Source organism: Nocardia sp. JCM 34519.1, from assembly GCF_020361265.1.
GTDB classification, from domain to species: Bacteria; Actinomycetota; Actinomycetes; order Mycobacteriales; family Mycobacteriaceae; genus Nocardia; species Nocardia arthritidis_A.
Map to the genome: position 1 here is coordinate 49,617 of NZ_JAIRBR010000030.1, position 18,406 is coordinate 68,022.

The 18,406-nt window shown below is 66.0% G+C and carries 11 protein-coding genes; 1 reads left to right on the forward strand and 10 read right to left on the reverse strand.

Features of this window, described 5'->3' with window-relative positions; genetic code table 11:
• Positions 1-47: 47 nt before the first annotated feature.
• Positions 48-545, forward strand: coding sequence for a peptidylprolyl isomerase (locus tag LGY53_RS40440; protein ID WP_225731957.1), 498 nt, complete (start codon positions 48-50; stop codon positions 543-545).
• Between the two features lie 51 nt (positions 546-596).
• Here the strand turns inward: LGY53_RS40440 and LGY53_RS40445 are convergent, their stop codons facing one another.
• The 10 genes from LGY53_RS40445 to LGY53_RS40490 all read right to left on the reverse strand — a co-directional run bounded on the left by LGY53_RS40445 (position 597) and on the right by LGY53_RS40490 (position 18,344).
• Complete coding sequence (locus LGY53_RS40445; protein ID WP_225731958.1) at positions 597-2,141, reverse strand: acyl-CoA carboxylase subunit beta; 1,545 nt, start codon at positions 2,139-2,141, stop codon at positions 597-599.
• On the reverse strand, positions 2,138-7,477 hold the full coding sequence (pks13, locus tag LGY53_RS40450; RefSeq protein WP_225731959.1) for a polyketide synthase Pks13: 5,340 nt from the start codon (positions 7,475-7,477) through the stop codon (positions 2,138-2,140). The genes LGY53_RS40445 and pks13 overlap by 4 nt, the downstream gene beginning before the upstream one ends.
• 85 nt (positions 7,478-7,562) lie before the next feature.
• Complete coding sequence (gene fadD32, locus LGY53_RS40455; RefSeq protein WP_225731960.1) at positions 7,563-9,473, reverse strand: long-chain-fatty-acid--AMP ligase FadD32; 1,911 nt, start codon at positions 9,471-9,473, stop codon at positions 7,563-7,565.
• 195 nt (positions 9,474-9,668) lie between these two features.
• A complete protein-coding gene (locus LGY53_RS40460; RefSeq protein WP_167471408.1) occupies positions 9,669-10,700 on the reverse strand; it encodes an LLM class F420-dependent oxidoreductase in 1,032 nt (343 codons plus the stop codon).
• A gap of 188 nt (positions 10,701-10,888) precedes the next feature.
• On the reverse strand, positions 10,889-11,890 hold the full coding sequence (locus tag LGY53_RS40465; RefSeq protein ID WP_374111312.1) for a cutinase family protein: 1,002 nt from the start codon (positions 11,888-11,890) through the stop codon (positions 10,889-10,891).
• A complete protein-coding gene (locus tag LGY53_RS40470) occupies positions 11,887-12,420 on the reverse strand; it encodes a DUF732 domain-containing protein (protein WP_225731961.1) in 534 nt (177 codons plus the stop codon). The genes LGY53_RS40465 and LGY53_RS40470 overlap by 4 nt, the downstream gene beginning before the upstream one ends.
• An 85-nt stretch (positions 12,421-12,505) precedes the next feature.
• A complete protein-coding gene (locus LGY53_RS40475) occupies positions 12,506-14,275 on the reverse strand; it encodes an alpha/beta hydrolase-fold protein (RefSeq protein ID WP_225731994.1) in 1,770 nt (589 codons plus the stop codon).
• A 336-nt stretch (positions 14,276-14,611) separates the two neighbouring features.
• Positions 14,612-15,655, reverse strand: a complete 1,044-nt coding sequence (locus tag LGY53_RS40480) for an alpha/beta hydrolase family protein (protein WP_225731962.1) — start codon at positions 15,653-15,655, stop codon at positions 14,612-14,614.
• A 317-nt stretch (positions 15,656-15,972) separates the two neighbouring features.
• Positions 15,973-16,899: an alpha/beta hydrolase family protein gene (locus tag LGY53_RS40485; RefSeq protein WP_225731995.1), complete on the reverse strand. Its 927-nt coding sequence runs from the start codon at positions 16,897-16,899 to the stop codon at positions 15,973-15,975.
• Between the two features lie 368 nt (positions 16,900-17,267).
• Entirely contained in the window at positions 17,268-18,344 is a 1,077-nt protein-coding gene (locus LGY53_RS40490; RefSeq protein ID WP_374111313.1) for an alpha/beta hydrolase, read from the reverse strand.
• Between the last annotated feature and the right edge of the window lie 62 nt (positions 18,345-18,406).

Below are 18,406 nucleotides of genomic sequence, written 5' to 3' on the forward strand. Positions count from 1 at the left end.
CGAGACTTCGCTGGGTCGATAACAGACCGGCATGAAAGGGTAGAGATATGACCAAGGTGAATCTCGAGACGAACTACGGAAAAATCGTCCTGGATCTGGACGACGCGAAGGCGCCCAACACCGTGCGCAACTTCGTGGACTACGTGAACTCCGGCCATTACAGCGGCACCATCTTCCACCGCGTCATCCCGGGCTTCATGATTCAGGGCGGCGGCTTCACCCCGGAGATGAAGCAGAAGGGCACCCAGGCCCCGATTCAGAACGAGGCCAACAACGGCCTGAAGAACAACAAGTACACCGTCGCGATGGCGCGCACCAACGACCCGCACTCGGCCACCGCGCAGTTCTTCATCAACGTCGCCGACAACGATTTCCTGAACCACTCCGCGCCGACCCCGTCCGGCTGGGGTTACGCGGTGTTCGGCACCGTGACGGAGGGCAGCGAGGTGGTCGACAAGATCGCCGGCGTCGCCACCTCTTCCGCGGGTATGCACCAGGACGTTCCGGTCGATAACGTCGTCATCGAATCCGCTTCGCTCGCCTGAGAATTCGCGAATCGGGCCGTACCGCACCGGGTTACGGCCCGATCGCAATCCCTAGAGCGGCAGCAGGTGGTGCTTGCGCGGGTTGCGCGCAAGCTGCTTGTCGCGCAACAACTTCAGGGCGCGGCGCAGCTCCAGCCTGGTCGCCGACGGTTCGATGACAGCATCGATATAGCCGCGTTCGGCCGCGACCCACGGCGTCGCCATGGTGGCGTTGTAGAAGTCGATCATCTGCTGGCGCATGGCCGCCCGCTGCTCCTCGGGAGCGGCCTCGATTTGCTTGCCGCCGATCAGGCTGACAGCGCTCTCCGCGCCCATCACCGCGATGCGCGCGGTGGGCCACGCCAAATTCACGTCCGCGCCGAGCTGTTTCGAACCCATCACGGCGTAACCGCCGCCGTACGACTTGCGGATCACCACGGTCACCTTCGGCACCGTCGCCTCGACGAAGGAGAACAGGAACCGGCCACCGCGTTTGATGACGCCGATCTTCTCCTGTTCTACCCCGGGTAGGAAGCCGGGCGTATCGACGACGAACACCAGCGGAATCTCGAACGCGTCGCACAGCCGCACGAAATGCGCCGCCTTATCCGAGGCCCTGGCATCGAGCGCACCCGCGTACACCATCGGCTGATTCGCCACCACGCCGACGCTGCGGCCGTCCACCCGCGCGAATCCGGTGATTATATTGCGGCCCGCCGAGGCGCCGACCTCGTGGAAGGCGCCGTCGTCGAAGATGCGCAGCAGGATGTCGTGCATGTCGTACCCGGCGTTATCCGAGTCCGGCACAAGCGAATTCAGCTCCAGATCGCTCTCGGTGATCTCCGGCTCCAGACCCGGATTGACAATCGGCGCCAATTCCTGGCAGCTGGTGGGCAGATAGCTCAGATAGTCGCGCACCCACTCGAACGCCGCCTGTTCATCCTTGGCGACATGGTGGATATTGCCGTACTCGGCCTGACTCTGCGCGCCGCCGAGCTCCTCCAGGCTCACATCCTCGCCGGTGACCTCGCGAATCACCTTGGGACCGGTGACGAACATGTACGCCTCCTCGGTCGCCACCACCACATCGGTGTTGATCGGGGCGTACACCGCGCCACCCGCGCATTTGCCGAGGATCATCGAAATCTGCGGCACCAGACCGGATAGCGGTTCCTGACGGCGACCCAGCTCGGCATACCAGGCCAGCGACGTGACCGCCTCCTGCACCCGGGCGCCACCCGAATCGTTGATGCCGACCACCGGGCAGCCGACCCGCGCCGCGTACTCCATGATCCCGGCGACCTTGCGGCCGAACATCTCACCGACCGAACCGCCGTACACGGTCTGATCGTGGGAGAACACCGCGACCGGACGGCCGTCGACCAGACCGTGCCCGGTGACAACGCCGTCGCCGTACAGCGCCGACGGATCACCGGGCTTACGCACCAGCGCACCGATTTCCACGAAGGTGCCGGGATCCAGCAGCATATTGATCCGGTCGCGGGCGCTGGGAATACCCTTCTTCGCCCGCTTGGCTACCCCCGCTTCACCCGCCGGCTCCTGCGCTAACTCGAGGCGCTTTCGCAGATCGGCGAGTTTCTCGGCAGTGGTGCTCACTTGGCCCCTTTCGCCTCGATTTCCGCCAGCTTGGCGGTCAGGTCGGCGCCGATTCTGGCGACGCGCGGTTCGTCGACGATCTGGAGGTGATCGCCTGGGATGTGGATGATTTCGAGGTTCTCGATGTATTCGTCCCAGCCACCGTTGGGTCGCCGGTGGGCGAAACGCGGCTCGAGCTCGATCGCACCGTCGTGATAGCGGTCCGCGAGGTAGAGCACGACATTGCCGTCGTAGCGACTCGGCCGAACCTGTTGCAGCGCACGGTTTTCGACCCACGACGTCTTCTGATGCTCGAGCACGCCGCCCGGGATCTTCGCATCGCTCATCTTGATCAGATCGCTGATCATCTTGAACTGCTGGGCGTCGTCGGCGGCTGCCAGTTTTTCCAGCGTTTCCCGATCCAATTCGCCCTGCACGCCATAGGTCTTCTTGGCGAAGGCCTGGTAGCGCTCGATGCGGCGGATCCGCTCTTCCGGACTGTTGTCCTCGTCCTCGACCGTCCTGGCCAGATCGATCAGACCGACGAACTCGACCGTCGCGCCCTCGGCCCGCAGCAACTGACCGACCTGCAGCGCGAGCACCGCACCGAGCGACCAGCCGTACAGCACGTACGGGCCATCGCCCTGAATCTTGCGCAGCTCCGGCAGGTATTGGCGAGCCCGTTCCTCGATGGAACCCTCGACACGCTCGAAGCCGTACATCGGGGTGCTCGCGGGCAATCGCTTCAACAGCGGCTCGTAGACCAGGGTGTTGCCGCCCGCCGGGTGAAAGACGAAGACCGGCACCGCATTCGAACCCTCGGCCCGTGGCCGCAGCGGACGGATGAAGCCATCCAGATCGGCACCGCTGTCCTGCAATTCGCGAACGACGTTGGCCAGCTCCTCGATGGTCTCCGAGTCGAGCACATCGTCAACCGTGATCTCGGCACCCACCCGCTCGGTGAGTCGGGCCGCCAACTTCTCGGCGACCTCCTCCTCGAGAATCGGCAGCGTATTGAAGATCCCACCCGCCGACTTACCGGTGACCACCGCCCAGGTACCGAACGCCAACCGCTCGGCCGCATCGCGCGGCGGCACATTGTCGTCGTCGTTGAGTGATTCGGCGTCGGCGAAGACCGCGGCCGCCTCGATGGGCAGCGGCGTCGCGGCCGCGACGGGCTCCGACTGCCCCGCCTCCGGCGAAACCGCCTGCGCCGCGGGCGAAGCTGCCGGTGCGGTAGCCCCCGCAACCTCAGCCGCGGACGAAGCGTCCGACCCGGCGCCGGTTGCCGCCGCAGCCGAAACCGCTTCGGCACCATCGGTATTCGACTCAGCCGCCGAACCCGCAGTCGCCTGCGAATCCGCAACGCTTTCGGCAACCCCTGCCGCATCCTTAACCGCGGCCGCCGGATCCTCGCCCGCCGCGAGCGCCGCCCGGGCCGCGGTGACGAAATCGCCACCCGCACCGAGCTCCCCGGCCTCGCCCGAGGCCTGCTTATCGGCCATGGCCTGGACCTCGTCGCGGTGGTCGACGGCGTAGCGCAGCACCTTGCCGACCTCGGTCAGGTTCGCGTCGCGCACGGCGGAGATCTGCAGCTGCGGGATATCGAATTCGTATTCGACCCGGTTCTTGATGCGCATGGCCATCAGCGAATCCAGGCCGAGCTCCATCAGCGGGATCTCCATCGGCAGATCCTCGACCGCGTAGCCCATGGATTCGGCGACGATCAGCGCGAGCCGGGCCTCCAGGGTCTGGCTGCCGTTCGGATCCCAGCGATCACCGAAGGTTTCGACGACCTCCAGATCGGCCGCCTGTTCCTCGACCGCCGGAACAGCTTGCGCCACAACGGGTTCGGGCAGCGGTGCACCGGAACTGACCACGGCGTCGAGCAGCAGCCGGAAAGCGTTGCCCTCCTTGGCATGCACCTGCACCGAGGCACCACCCGGATGCGGGGTGAGCGTGGTGGTCAGCGTCCCGGCGCCGGGAACCGCCGCATGCGGGATCGACGCGCCGAGCGAAACATCGCTGAGCACCTGCGCCGCAGCCGCTTTCACCAGCTCGGCCGCATCGATCACCGCCGCGGCCTGCACCTCCCAGACGTGGCGTCCGTCCGGCAGCGCGACATGCGAGCCGGGCACCCGGGCGCTGCCACTGCTGGACATCCGCACCTTCGGCCAGAATTCCTTGCGCAGGAACGTGGTTCGCGGAATGTCGGCGTATTCGCCCGCGGGCAGCAGCGACGGCAGGTCCACCTTGTGGCCGTGCACGTACAGCTGGGCCAGCGCGGCGATGACGCCCGCCGACTCGTCCTCCTTGCGCTTCAGGGTCGGGATCAGCTGCGCGTCGTGCAGTCCGGCCGCGTAGGTGGTGCCCAGAACCTGCATCAGCGCAACGGAATTCGGGGCCAGCTCCAGGAAGGTGGTGTACCCGGTGTCGACGGCGAGCTTCACCGCGTTGGTGAAGTACACCGCGTGGCGCATGTTCTTGACCCAGTAGTCCTCGTTGTGCACCGGGTCGTGGCCGGGCCGGTAGAACTCTTCCTTGTTGACCGTCGAGTACAGGCCGGCCTTCAGCTTGCTCGGCTCGATACCCGCCAGCTCGGCGGCCAGCTCACCCAGCAGCGGATCCATCTGCGAGGTGTGGCCCGCGCCGCGGGTCGGCAGGATGCGCGCGAATTTGCCCGCCGCCTCGACCTGCGCGACGATCGCCTCGACCTGATCCTTGGGCCCGCCGATCACGGTGTTGGTCGGCGCGGCGAATACCGCGGTCTCGACCTCCGGGTAATCCGTGAGCAGCTGCTCGATATCGGCGGCGCTGAGCTCGACGATCGCCATATTCCGCACGTCGGCGTCGGAGATCATCGCCTCGCCCTCGCCCATCAGGCGCGAACGCGCACAGATGACGCGAACGGCGTCCTCCAGGTTCAGTCCGCCCGCGAGATACGCACCCGCGACCTCGCCCATCGAATGGCCGACCACCGCTTCGGGTTCCGCACCGTGCGCGCGCAGCACCGCGGCAAGGCCGATCTGGATGGTGAAGATGCCGACCTGCGAGGTGCCGACGTTGTAGTCCTGTGCGTCGTCCAGGAACATTTCCCGGATCGAGTAGCCCGCCTCGTCCTGCACCAGCTCGTCGACCTCGTCGACGGCCTTGCGGAAGATCGAATTCTCTTGGTAGAGCTGCTTGCCCATCTTGCGGTGCTGCGCGCCGAATCCGGCGAGCACCCACACCGGGCCGAGGGTAGCGGGCGAGTCGGCGGTGAATACGCCGGTGCCCGGCTTACCGGCCGCGATGGCACGCAATCCGGCGATGGCCTCCGCATGCGTCTGCGCCAGCACGACGCCGCGCGAACGCCAGTGGCTGCGCTTGGCCAGCGACCGCGCCACATCCGCCAGCGGAGTCGCCTGTCCCGCTTCGCTTTCCAGCCAGTCGGCCAGTTCGGCGGCGGCGCGACGGCGGCGCGACGGCAGGTAGCCGGATACCGCGATGATCACCGGCAGCGGCTCGGTGCGCTCGGCCGACCACTCCGGTTCCGGCTGCGCCACAATGGCTTCCGCCTCGGCGACCACATCGGTGGTCTCGATATCGCCATCGGCATCGGCCGAGACCTCGGGCACAACCGGCGTCGGCACGTATTCCTGCACCACGACGTGCGCATTGGTACCGCCGAAGCCGAAGCCCGAAATACCAACGGTCGCAACACCGCTGTAGCGCGGGAACTCGGTCGGCTCGGTGACCACCTGCAGATGCGACTGCTCGAACGGAATATGCGGACTCGGGCCGACGTAGTTGAGATTCGGCGGAATGATGTTGTGCTGGAACGCCATCAGCACCTTGGCCAAGCTGGCCGCGCCCGCGCCGGATTCCAGATGTCCGAAGTTCGTCTTCGCCGAGCCGAGCAGCGCGGGCTTGTCGTCGTCGCGGCCGCGGCCGACCACCTTGCCGAGCGCCTCGGCCTCGATCGGGTCGCCGATCGGGGTGCCGGTGCCATGTGCCTCGATGTAGTCGACCGTCGACGGCTTGATGCCCGCGTCCCGGTACGCCTTGCGCAGCACCTCGGCCTGCGCCACCGGATTCGGCGCGATGATGCCGTTGGACCGGCCGTCGTTGTTGACCGCGGAACCCTTGATGACGCCCATGATTCGGTCACCGTCGCGCTCGGCGTCGACGAGCCGCTTGAGCACCACCATGCCCGCGCCCTCGGACCGCACCATGCCGTCGGCGTCGGCGGAGAACGCCTTGATCCGGCCGTTCTTCGCGACCGCGCCGTTCCGGTCGAAGCCGAGAGTCGCCATCGGCGAGAGGATCAGGTTGATACCACCAGCCACGGCCAGGTCGGCCTCGCCAGCACGCAGCGCCTGCACACCCTGATGCACGGCGACCAGCGTCGAGGAGCACGCGGTATCGAGGGTCACCGACGGGCCACGGAAATCGAAGAAGTAGGAGACGCGGTTCGCGATGAGGCTGCTGACGCTGCCGAGAATTCCGTACGCCTCCGCCGAAGACGGCGCTTTCGGATCGTTGTTGCCCAGACCCATCGCGGCGATCAGCTGGAATTCATTACTGGTCGATCCGATGAAGACACCGACCGGCTGACCACGCAGCTGGCTCGCCGGAATCCTGGCGTGCTCCAACGCCTCCCAGGTGAGCTCCATCATCAGCCGCTGCTGCGGATCGACCCGCTCCACCTCGATCGGCGACATGGCGAAGAACTCCGCGTCGAAGCCCTTCAGCACCTCCTGATCGAGGTACCCACCCAGAGTGTTCGCCTCATCGACGGCCTTGGCCACCTCGGGCTCGCTGGTGAATTCCGACCAGCGCCCCTCCGGCCGCTCCCGAATCGCATCACCGCGATTGATCAGGAACTCCCACGTCGACTCCGGCGTATCGCCCGCACCCGGCAACCGGGTGGACAGACCGACGATGGCGATATCGTGCGCCTCGCCCGGCGTGTACGACGCGTAGAAGGCGTCGTCCGCGGACTCCTCCGGCACCTCCGGCTCACCGTTGATGATCCGCTCCGCCAGCGCCGCGATGGTCGGATGCTGGTATGCGACGGTCGCGGTGACGACGACGCCGGTGACGTCCTCGAGGTCGCCGCCGAGCGCGAGCATATCCCGGGAGGCCAGGCCGAATTCCTCCATCGGCCGGTCGACCGTGATCTGCTCGAGCGGCTGCGCGGTCGCGTCGGCGATCCACCGGCGCATCCACTCACGCAATTCGGACACGGAAATACCCGTGGTGGCACCGGTTTTCAGCGCCTCGTTGCCGACAAGGAAGTCGGACGTTCCCGCCACGACCGCATCAGCGGCGGCGGGAACGATTTCGGTCTGGGGCGTGCCCTCGTTGTCAGCCATCAATTCCTCAAGCTACCTGTCTGCGTACCGGCCGCGCCGTGGAACTGACGCTCGGCGGATAAGTGTCGAGCCAGCCCTTGCTGGTTCACTCCTCGGGTGCATCGGGGAACGACTGCTGGGTGTAACCACCGCGCAGCGTCCCCTCCAAGTAAGCAGTCTTGCAGGCGCGCCGGGCGATCTTGCCGCTGGAGGTCCGCGGAATCGAGCCGGCGGGCACCAACAGTACGTCGCGCACGGTGACGCCGTGTCGCTGGGAGATGGCCGCGCGCACCGCGTCGGCGATCGGCAGCGGGTCGGCCTTGCCCGCGCCCGGTCCGCGCTCGGCGACGATCACCAGCTGTTCGGAGGCGTCGTCTGCATCGAATTTCAGGCCCGAGTGGCTGCCCTGTTCGAAAACGAGGGCGGGCAACTGATTCGCGGGCACCGAGAACGCGGCGACGAATCCGGGCCGCAGCGCCTTGCTCGCCTCCTGCGCGGAGAACTCGAGATCCTGCGGGTAGTGGTTGCGGCCGTCGACGATCACCAGGTCTTTCACCCGGCCGGTGATGTACAGCTCGCCGTCGTGGTAGACGCCGTAGTCGCCGGTGCGCATCCAATTCGCTTCCGGATCAGCGCCTTCCGCGTGGCTGTTGGCGGGCAGCCGGTGCACGACCCGGTTGTGGAAGGTTTTGGCGGTCTCGTCCGGGCGACCCCAGTAGCCGATGCCCATATTGTTGCCGTGCAGCCAGATCTCGCCGACGTGCCCGTCCGGCACCTCGCGGCCGCCGGTCTCCACCGACTCCGGATCGACGATCACGGCCCACTGCGAAAGCGCGACATAACCGCAGCTCACCTGTGCGATGGCATTTTCGGCCGAGGGCTCGACCGGCACCATCCGGCCCGCGTTGAGCTCGACGCGGTCCACATAGGTGACCTTGGCCTCGTCCTCGGCCTTGGTCGCGGAGACGAAGAGGGTGGCCTCGGCCATGCCGTAGCAGGGTTTGATCGCCGTCTTGGGCAGGCCGTACGGCGCGAAGGCCTCGTTGAACTTCTTCATCGACGAGGTGGTCACCGGCTCGGAGCCGTTGATCAGGCCGATGACATTGGAGAGGTCGAGCGATTCCCCCGGTTTGGGCAGACCGCGCGCCGCGGCGTGTTCGAATGCGAAATTCGGTGCGGCGGCGAAGGTTCCGGCGCCGTCGGAGACCGCGGCCAGTTCCTTGATCCATCGGTACGGTCGTCTGACGAACGCGCTCGGCGACATGATGGTGATGTACTTGCCGCCGACCGCGGGCAGGATCACCGTCAGCAGACCCATGTCGTGGAACAGCGGCAGCCAGGTGACGCCGCGCGAATTCCAGTCCAGGTTGATCGCGTCGACCATCTGCAGCAGGTTCGTGCCGACGGCCCGGTGGGTGATCTCCACACCGGCCGGAACCCGGGTGGAGCCCGAGGTGTACTGCAGGTAGGCGATATCGTCGATGGCGATATCGGGCCGCACCCAGGTGTCGCCGACGCTGTCCGGGATGGCGTCCACCGCGATGATGCGCGGACGCTGCTGCGCGGGCAGCGAACGGAAGAACTGGCGCACACCCGCCGCGGAGGAGCTCGCGGTGAGGATGGCCGCCGGTTCGCAGTCGCCGAGCACCGCGTGCAGGCGATCGGTGTGGCCGGGCTCGTCCGGGTCGAACAGCGGCACCGAGATGGTGCCCGCGTATATCGCGGCGAAGAAGGAAACCACGTAGTCCAGACCCTGCGGCGCCAGGATCGCGACCCGGTCGCCCGGGTTGGTCACCTGCTGCAGTCGAGCGGCCACCGCGCGCAGCCGGACCCCGAACTGTTGCCAAGTGAGCTCGTGCACCTCGCCGTCGCGCTCACGCGAGTAGTCGATGTAGCGGTACGCCAACGTATTCGCGTCGTTGCGAGTGTGCTTCTCGACGTGATCGACCAGGGTGCGACCTTCGGGAATCCGGATGTTCCCGTGTTCGTCCAGGTAGTCGTCGAAAGTCTCTTCCATTCCTTCTTCTTCTCCTCCGAGGCACATCGCAGCAATACGGCGACATCGCCGCTTGTTACCTGTGAGGCCCCGACTCGCTATCGCCCGCGGGTGCTCCAAAATACGTGAGCAGGCTCGCAGATTAATGCGGTCTGCGCGGTGACCGCTATCGGCTAGATGTTCTCAAACCTCAGTCATGTTACAGAGAACAGCGGATCACTCGTCCCGCAGCAGGGGGATCACACCCGCGAAAGCATCCATTTGCGTTGGGAACACACCCACATACGACATCGACGTGAGTTGCCGCACACGCTTGATGTGCTCGGCGATCTCCTCGAATGAACCGATCGCCACATAGGGGGAGGCGAGGATGTCTTCGACCGAGAGCTTGACGTCGACCTCGAGCAGGGGCGAAAGGCCCCTATCCAACGCGTTGAGCGCCATCTCCGCGGTCTTCTCCCGATCGTCGGTGATGACGACCGCGGTGATGGCCCAGTTCAGCTCGATCTCGGCGAACCGGTCCCCCGCGGCCTCCTTGATCAGGTTGACCTTCTCGATGGCCTTATCGATGGTGATGCTGGAGAGCAAACCCTTGCCGTTCTGGGTCGTCACCGGAACGACGGAGATGATGTCGGCGTGCTTGGCCGCCAGGCGCAGCATGCGCGGACCGCCGCCGCCGGTGCAGATCGGCGGGCGCGGACCCTGCCGAGGCCTCGGGGTGCCCTTGATGCCGTGCACCTGGTAGTGCTTGCCGTCGAAATTGCATTCCTGGCCGCGCAGCAGCACGTCCAGGATCGTCAGCGCCTCGTCCAGTCGTTCGAGCCGCACCCCCGGCCGCTCGTATTCGATTCCGGCGGCCGCGAATTCGTCCTGCTTCCAGCCCGCGCCGATGCCGACCTCGAGCCGGCCCTTCGACAGCACGTCGATGGTGGCCAGATCCTTGGCCAGCACCACCGGGTGGCGGAATGGGTTGGCCAGCACCGAGGTTCCGAGCCGGATCCGCTCGGTGGCCTGACTCAGCGCGCCGAGCGCGGCGATCGGGCCGATCTGGTCACCGAGGTGATCGGGCACCACGAAGGTGTCGTAACCGTATTCCTCGGCCTGCTGCGCCGTTTGGATGAACTTGCGCGCGCCGCCCTCCTGCTTGTTCCCCTCGCCCGCGGCGGCGAAGCGGAACTTGCGCAGCGGCGTGCCCAGCGCGCTCAACTCAGCATCCGCCGTAGTGGCCGGTGCGGCGGCTTCTGTCATGAACTCATGCTCCTGGCTGTCAACGAAGTTCCGGCGCGCCGCACCGGTCGGGCTTCGGTGCGGTCGCGATCATCAGCGCACTTTACAGCGTGCCGGAGAAGGTGAGTGCGGTTGTCACGGCTCACTTGGTCGGTCACACCCGCCCGCCCGGTCTGGCCTGTGCGAATTGACCAAGACGCCGGGCGAGCTCAGGAATGCTTCGGGTGCGGGGCGTTCTGGACCAGCCCCTCCGCCCAGTTGGTCGTCCATTGGGTCGCGGTGGTGCCGTCGCCGTCGACGACATAACTGTTGTAGAGGCTGTGCACCGGGTTGCCCGCGGCCCGCACCAGCGTCAGCAGGCTGGGAATCATATTGAACGGGTTGAGGGCCTGCCGGGGTGCGTCACAGATCAAATCGCCTGGGGCGCAAATGGTGTAGGTGCGGTCGGCCAGTTTGCCGAAACCGCCGTCGCGCGGACCGGTCATGGTGATGCCCATCAGGTCCAGACCGCGCAGCGCCACCTCGGCGCCGACGCCCTGCGGAATCGGCGAACCGATCTGCTTGGCCTGCCCCGGCCCGTTCTCGCCGGTGCGGCGGCCGTCGGCGATCAGCATGACGCCGAGCACCAGGTCCTGCGGCACCGGGCCCTTGTTCGCCCCGATCGATGCGGCGATATCGCCCGCGATGACCGCGCCCTGCGAGAATCCGGCAATCACATAGGTGGTGAGCGGGCATTTCTTGTTCATGTCCGTCAGCGCGTCCACCGCGCGCTGCGCACCCTCGGACCGGCTCACGTTGTAGGAGGCCTGACCGTCCGGCGGGAGCGCGACCGGATTGGAGAACTGCGCGACGTACGGCACGGTGTACACCTGGAGTCGTTCCTTCGGGAACTCCTGCTGAACCGGCCGGGAGATGTTGAGCATCAACGAGTTCGGATTCGCGGTCGGATTGAGCGGATCGTCGTTGCTGTTCGACTCCCAGGTGCCGGGAATCGAAAGCAATTGCACGTCAGGACAACTCGCCGACTGCGTATCCGGCCGCTTCGGCGGCGGCGTCGGTCCGACCGGCGGCCGGTACCGGCCCGCCGCGATGTACCAGATGATGATCGCGATGACGATGATGATCGCGATCACCGCGGCGATCTTCGCGAGGGTCAGCAGGCACCCCGCCGGTCGCGACCGGCGGGGTCGGTAACCACGTCGAGAATTCACTGGCAGTACGTCTGCTTAGCGGCGTCGATATAGATCTGTCCCGCCTTCTCCACCGGCATCTTGGCCGGATCGAAGGACGGATCGGAGCCGGCCATCGCGTTCACGAACGGCACGATGTCCTCCTGCTTCGCACCGGACTGCGTGCTCTGGCAAACGTAGTTCGCGACGCTCAACGCGATATCCGGGCTGGAGACGGTGATGCCCTGATTCTTCAGCGCGTCCAGGAACTTCTTGTCCTTGTCGGTGAGCTTCGAAGTGTCGGCGGGCGGAACCGCGCCGGTCGGCACCGGCTGCGGGCGCTCGGGCGCGACGGTGGTCTGCGGCGCGGCCTGCGGCGCCGGTGCGGGATTGCCGGTGTCGCCTGCGGCGCTGCTCGGCGCCGCCGCCGCCGAACTCTGCGCCGACGTCGTGGTTTTGCTCAGGGTCGGTGTCTTCGACGCGGTCGAGTCATTGCCACCGCACGCGGCGAGTAGGCCGGTTGCGGCGACGGCAAGCACGACGCCGACAAGCTTTCCACGGGTCCGATCCATGAATTTCTCTGTCCTCGATCTGTGCAAACGGGGGGAGGTCGCCGTCCAGGCTAGCGGCAACCTCTGAGAAGACCATGGGTGTCTTCTAATGGACTTCGGGCTTTCCGTCCTTCACGGTGATGAATCCGCCCTGGAAGTTCTGCTGCACACCGCCCGGAATCGGGAATTCGTCGCTGATCGGATATCCGAGTCGACCGTTCTCGAACCCGGTGTCCTTCCAGGTGTCCATGACCGGACCCGAGCGCACCGCCCACGCGCCCGACAGCGGACTCCAGTAGATATTGCCGCCCTCGAAGCGGGAGTATCTGCCGAGATCCTTGATCGGCTGCTCCTCCGCCGCCGGGAAGCCGAGCCAGCTGTTCTCATAACCCAACTGCGCGTATTTGCCGAGGATCAGGCCCTGCACGCGATGCGCGCCCGTCTTCTGGCTGTAGTAGAACGGGCCGTTCTCGAAGCCCTGCACCGCGCCGTCCTTATTCGGCGTCTTCATTTCCGGGCCGGTCGGATAGCCGGCCGGACCGCGTTCGTAGCCCTGCTTGCCCCACTCGTCGAGGATCGAGCCGCGCACCACCTGCGCGCCCGTCTGCGGCGTCCAATACAACGAGCCGTTCTGGAAGGTCTGGAAGCGGCCGCGCCCATCCGGCAGCGGACGCTCGTCACCGGTCGGCAAACCGAGCACCGCGGCCGCCACCTGGTAACCGCCGCCGATCATCCCGCCGACCGCGTGCGCACCCGTGCCGGGCGTGAAAAACACCCGCCCACCCCGGAAGTCCTGCGCCACACCGCCGTTCACCTGATATTCGGGGGTCAGACAGTCGCCGAGCCAGTTGTTGCCCGCGACAACGGCGCCGATCGCGCCGCCCACCGCGCAGCCGGGTTTACCCGCGTCGACGCCGAGCGCCGACGCCGCCTGCGTCCACGACTGCCGCATCTCGAAATCCCAGTACGGCCACGAATGGGTGCCGGATGGACGGTAATTCACCTGCGCCGGAATCGACAGCTTGGCCAGTTTGGTGACGAAGTTCTGCGAGGTGAGCCGCGACAGGATCTCCAAACCCATCCCGGCGAAGTTGGTGCTGACCCCGGGAATCGCCGACGCCTGATCGAACGGCCCGGTGGCGCCGCTGCCGCTGGAGATGTACAGGCTCACGCCCTTGAGCTTGTCGGCCAGCGCGTACGGGTCGTGGCCCGCCCACTCCGGGCCGTTCGGCGGCCCCCACATGGCATTCGCATCGAAGCCGCCCGCATCGCGCATCGCGTACTGAATGGCTTGCGGCATGCCGAGCGTGGTCGTGGTCAGGAAGCCGGAATAGGAGGCCGCGTATTTGGCGAAGCCGGGATTGCGCGCGGCCAGGAACATGGCGGCCGTGCCGCCCATCGAAAGCCCCTCCATGCCACGCACATCCGTGGCCCGCCACTGCCCCTCCAACAGCGGCGGCAGCTCCTTCATCAGGAAGGTTTCCCACTTGTAGTTCTTGCCGTTGTTCGGCTGTAGCCAGTCGGAGTAGAAGCTGGACTGACCGCCGATCGGCAGCACGACGGTGACGTTCTTATCGGCGAAGAAGTCGACCGCGCCCGCATCCTTGGTCCAGCCGCTCTCGTCATCGGTCGCGCGTAGGCCGTCCAGCAGGTACAGCACCGGGAATTTGGCGTCGGGGCGGGTATTCCAGTCGCGTGCGAGCAGCAGCTGCACCTGGATCGGGCTGCCCATCGACGGCGAGTTCACCCACAGCGCGACGCGGCGGTCGTTGAGCCACACCACCTTCTGCACCGTGGCGCCCTGGGCGGCCGCCGCCGGTTGTGCGCTCGCGGGTTGGGCGGCGGTGGATAGGCCCGCCGCCAGGGGTAGCACCATGGCCGTGGCAAGCAACGTCAACCGGATACGCGCCGCTCCGGCCCGTCGTCCGATTCTCCCCCATCTACCGCACGCGATCCCAGCCACAAGAGCTTTCTACCCCCGTAACCGGCCAGTTCCCGGTAAGACACACGGGAATAGACCAGCCAGTTCAAACGCATCGACGAGCTACCCACCGCGACAACTGATTTCGCGAGCACATGGGTAACTCGTCGGGTACGCCCAAAAAGCGACTACTTCGCCTGCCGCCGGCCCGTTAACCGGGCCGAGCGGCTCTCACGACCGGCGAAAAGTCGCGGAGAGGCGGGACAAGCCGCCGCTTCAAGTTTCACGAAATCACCAAGCGTTGGTGGCGTCCAGAATTCCCTTGCGGGACTTGGCCAACTGGTCTTCCCAGTACTTCCAGGAGTGGGTACCGGCCGCCGGGAAGTCGAACTCGGCCGGGATGCCGAGCGCGCCGAGGCGGGCCTGGAACGCGCGGGTGTTCACCAGCGACAGCGCCTCGAGCGCCATACCGTTGGCGGTGTTGAACACGCCGATGGCCGAATCCGGGTGGTCGAACTGGCCGGGAATGCCGTTGGCCGCCGAGATGTGCATCGGCAGGCCGCGCAGCTGCGGCGCGAAGACGAACGGGTCCATCCGCAGCCACTGCGGGCTCCACGGCGCGGCCATCGCGTCGACGTTGAAGCGTCCCGCGTCCAGCATCGCCAGGCGGATCGCCTCGCGCATACCCGGTGCGGACAGGTTCAGGTAACCCGAGTAGGAACCGGCGTACTTGAACTGCTCGCGGTGGTAGGCGGCCAGCGCGAGCGCGGCGCTACCACCCATGGACAGGCCGATCACCGCGTTGTTGTTCGGCGAGACACCGTAATTCGCGAGGAAGGCGGGAAGTTCCTTGGTGAGGAAGGTTTCCCACTTGTAGGTGGTCTTCTGGCCGTTGGTGTTACTCGGCGCGTACCAGTCGGTGTAGAAGCTGGACTGGCCGCCGACCGGCATGATCAGGCTGATGTTGTCGTTGGCGAACATCTGCGGCGCGCTGGTCTCGAACGACCAGGCGTTGCGATCGTCGCGGGCGCGCAGGCCGTCGAGCAGGTACAGCGCCGCGTTACCGCCGCGGGCCGCCCACTGGACCTGCACCTTGATCGGGCCCATCGACGACGGAACCATCAGATCCTCGGCGCCGCCGGACGGTACGCGCAGCGCCGGACCGGCGACGGCGGCGGGCGCCGCGGTGGCCATGGTCGGGGCCGCGGCGCCGGCGGCGATGGGTAGTGCCAGCGCGGCCGCGCCGACAGCAAGAATTCGATTACGCAAACCGCGAGGTGCGCCTCGCCGTCCCGACCTATCCTTCTCCGGCGCGGCGGCCCTGCCGAAACGCATGAATCCTGCTCTCTTTCTGCTGTTGTGGTGTGGCCGCGGGCCCCTGCGGACGCGACAACACCCGTGCTGCCAACGAGACGCACGTCATGGACTTACCGGATCCCGACCTTCCGGCACATCCAACGGCGCTACATCGATCTGGTCACACTTGCGCTCGCTGGACGATATTCGGTCACCGATGCCTTAGCAAGGCCGAGGCAACCCGATGGCCGAAATCCGCCCGTGGGCAAGCTGTGATGGTGCGGTGACCCTATCGCGTCCGGCAGGTGATGTCTTCTCGGAACACCGAAAATTCATGCGGCGCCGCAAGATTTGGGTCAACCCAGATTCGCGCTCATATCCGGAAGCATCTTGAATACCTCGTCCTGCCAGTAATGCCAGCTGTGCACGCCGACCGGCGTGTAGTCGAACACCGCGTTATTCGGGCCGAGGCCGTCCATCCTGGCTTGGAAGGCACGGGTATTGGCCAGCGCGATCGTCTCCAGCGCCATGGCGTTGCCGAGGTGGAAGGCATCGATCGGCGCGTTGATCACGTCCTTCGGCCCGTTCATACCGTTGCCGGTGGAGATCCACAGCCGAGTACCGTTGCGCCGCAACAGCGGTGCGAACATGAACGGATCGTTGCGCAGCCACTTGGGATCCCACGGCGGACCCCACATGGCGTCGATGTTGAATCCGCCCGCATCCAGCAGCGCGAGCCGCAGACCCTCGCGCATACCGGGGGCGGAAATGTTGAGGTACCCCGAATACGAACCCGCGTAACGGAATTGGTCCGGGTGGTAGGCCGCGAGGGCGAGCGCGGCGCTACCGCCCATGGACAGGCCGAACACCGCGTTGCCCACCGGGCTGAAACCGAGCCGGTCGCGCAGCGCGTCGCGCAGATTCTCGGTGATGAAGGTTTCCCACTTGTAGGTGGTGGTCTGGCCGTTGGTGTTGCTCGGCGCGATCCAGTCGGAATAGAAGCTGGACTGGCCGCCGACCGGCATCACCACATTGATGTTCCATTGCGGCAGCACCCTGGAGATTTCGGTGTCGATCTCCCAGCCGCTCAGGTCGTTTCTGGCGCGCAGTCCGTCCAGTGCGTAGACGACGCGGCGGGTGTTGCCGTCCGCGGCGCGGAAGATGCGGCTCTTGATCGGGCCCATGCTCGAATCGACCCAGAAATCGAAGCCCGCCGGATTGAAACTCGCCGTCGCCGGTGCGGCCAACCCGCCGATTCCGAAGGGCACGGCAAGCGCGAGCATCACGGTGGCGACCGTGCGCCGCAATCGGCGGCGACCACGCAACCGGCCTTCAGCAATCGCTCCGCGCACCACGTCAGACCGCATCGACTCGACCTTTCGCCCGTTCGATCACCGTTGACCGCAACCGCCGCGCATTCGCCGCGCTACCGCTTTCTATAGGTCGTTATTCGGAGTCGACCCAGCGGAAACGCATGCCGATACCGGATCGTGATCAAGTCACCGCATTTGCCGAGGTGCGGCCGCAATTATCCGAATGCCGGTTTCCGCGGCCAACTCTCGGAACAGTCAGCGACCGATCAGCCAATACGGGCGTAAACGACGAACCGCCCGGCACCTCGATCGGTGCCGGGCGGCCTTGACCGGTCGGGTCAGCCGATATTGGCCGACATATCCGGAATCATCTGATACGCCTCGTCCTGCCAGTTGGTCCAGGCGTGCAGACCGGCCGGCGGGAACGAGTAGGTGATATTGCGCGCCCCGAGCGAATCCATCCGCAGCTTGAAGGCGACCGTATTCCACAGCGCCATCTGCTCCAGCGGACCGCCCTTGAAGATGCGATCGAGCACCTGATCGAGCGGAATGTTCAGGTCGTCCTGCCGCGGCAGGCCGTTACCCGCGGCAACCCACATCCTGGTGCCGTTATTGATCAGCGTCGGCGCGAAGACGAACGGGTCCATGCGCAGCCACTGCGGGCCCCACGGCGGTGCCATCGAGTCGACGTTGTAACCGCCCGCGTCGATCATCGCGGTCCGGATCGCCTCGCGCATACCCGGTGCGGAAATATTCAGATAACCGGAGAAGGCGCCGGCGTAGCTGTAGTGATCGGGGTGGTAGGCGGCCAGGGTCAGCGCGGCGCTACCGCCCATGGACAGGCCGAATACACCGTTGCGGTTCGGGTTGAACCCGAGCCGGTCGCGCAGGGCCGGACGCAGATCGTTCTCGAGGAAGGTCTCCCACTGATACCGGTAGCTCTTGCCCGGACCGGCCGCGAGGATGTTCAGTCCGCCGGAACCCGAACTCGAACCGGTGCCCGGCGGAATGCCGAAGAAGTTGCTCGGCGCATTCCAGTCGGCATAGAAGCTGGACTGGCCGCCCACCGGCATGACGACGTTCATATTCCAGTCGGCGAGCGTCTGCGGGACGTTGGTTTCGATCTCCCACCCGTTCAGATCCTCACGGGCGCGCATACCGTCGAGCACGTAGACCACCCGATCGGTGTTGCCGTCCCTGGCGCGGATGATGCGCGATTTGATCGGGCCCATCGGCGAATCGACCCAGAAGTCGAATGCACCGGGGTTGAAGGCCGCCGATGCGGTTGCGCCGCCGATCAGCGTGATCCCGAGCGGCAGTAGTAGCGCGGTGACCAATCCGATGACCATCCGCCGCGCCCATGATCCGGACGCTGCCGAAGTACCGGGCCTACGTTTCCAGCGCCTATCTCGCATTCGACTCGACCTTTCGTTCGAGCGGCGATCAGCAAATATTGAGCTAGCTGACCTACCACCTC

Bases quoted from the DNA above. Each gene is read 5' to 3' on its own strand.
- LGY53_RS40440 (WP_225731957.1), top strand. From the start codon at position 48: ATGACCAAGGTGAATCTCGAGACGAACTACGGAAAAATCGTCCTGGAT.
- pks13 (WP_225731959.1), bottom strand. From the start codon at position 7,477: ATGGCTGACAACGAGGGCACGCCCCAGACCGAAATCGTTCCCGCCGCC.
- fadD32 (WP_225731960.1), bottom strand. From the start codon at position 9,473: ATGGAAGAGACTTTCGACGACTACCTGGACGAACACGGGAACATCCGG.
- LGY53_RS40460 (WP_167471408.1), bottom strand. From the start codon at position 10,700: ATGACAGAAGCCGCCGCACCGGCCACTACGGCGGATGCTGAGTTGAGC.
- LGY53_RS40470 (WP_225731961.1), bottom strand. From the start codon at position 12,420: ATGGATCGGACCCGTGGAAAGCTTGTCGGCGTCGTGCTTGCCGTCGCC.
- LGY53_RS40475 (WP_225731994.1), bottom strand. From the start codon at position 14,275: ATGGTGCTACCCCTGGCGGCGGGCCTATCCACCGCCGCCCAACCCGCG.
- LGY53_RS40480 (WP_225731962.1), bottom strand. From the start codon at position 15,655: ATGCGTTTCGGCAGGGCCGCCGCGCCGGAGAAGGATAGGTCGGGACGG.
- LGY53_RS40485 (WP_225731995.1), bottom strand. From the start codon at position 16,899: ATGCTCGCGCTTGCCGTGCCCTTCGGAATCGGCGGGTTGGCCGCACCG.
- LGY53_RS40490 (WP_374111313.1), bottom strand. From the start codon at position 18,344: ATGCGAGATAGGCGCTGGAAACGTAGGCCCGGTACTTCGGCAGCGTCC.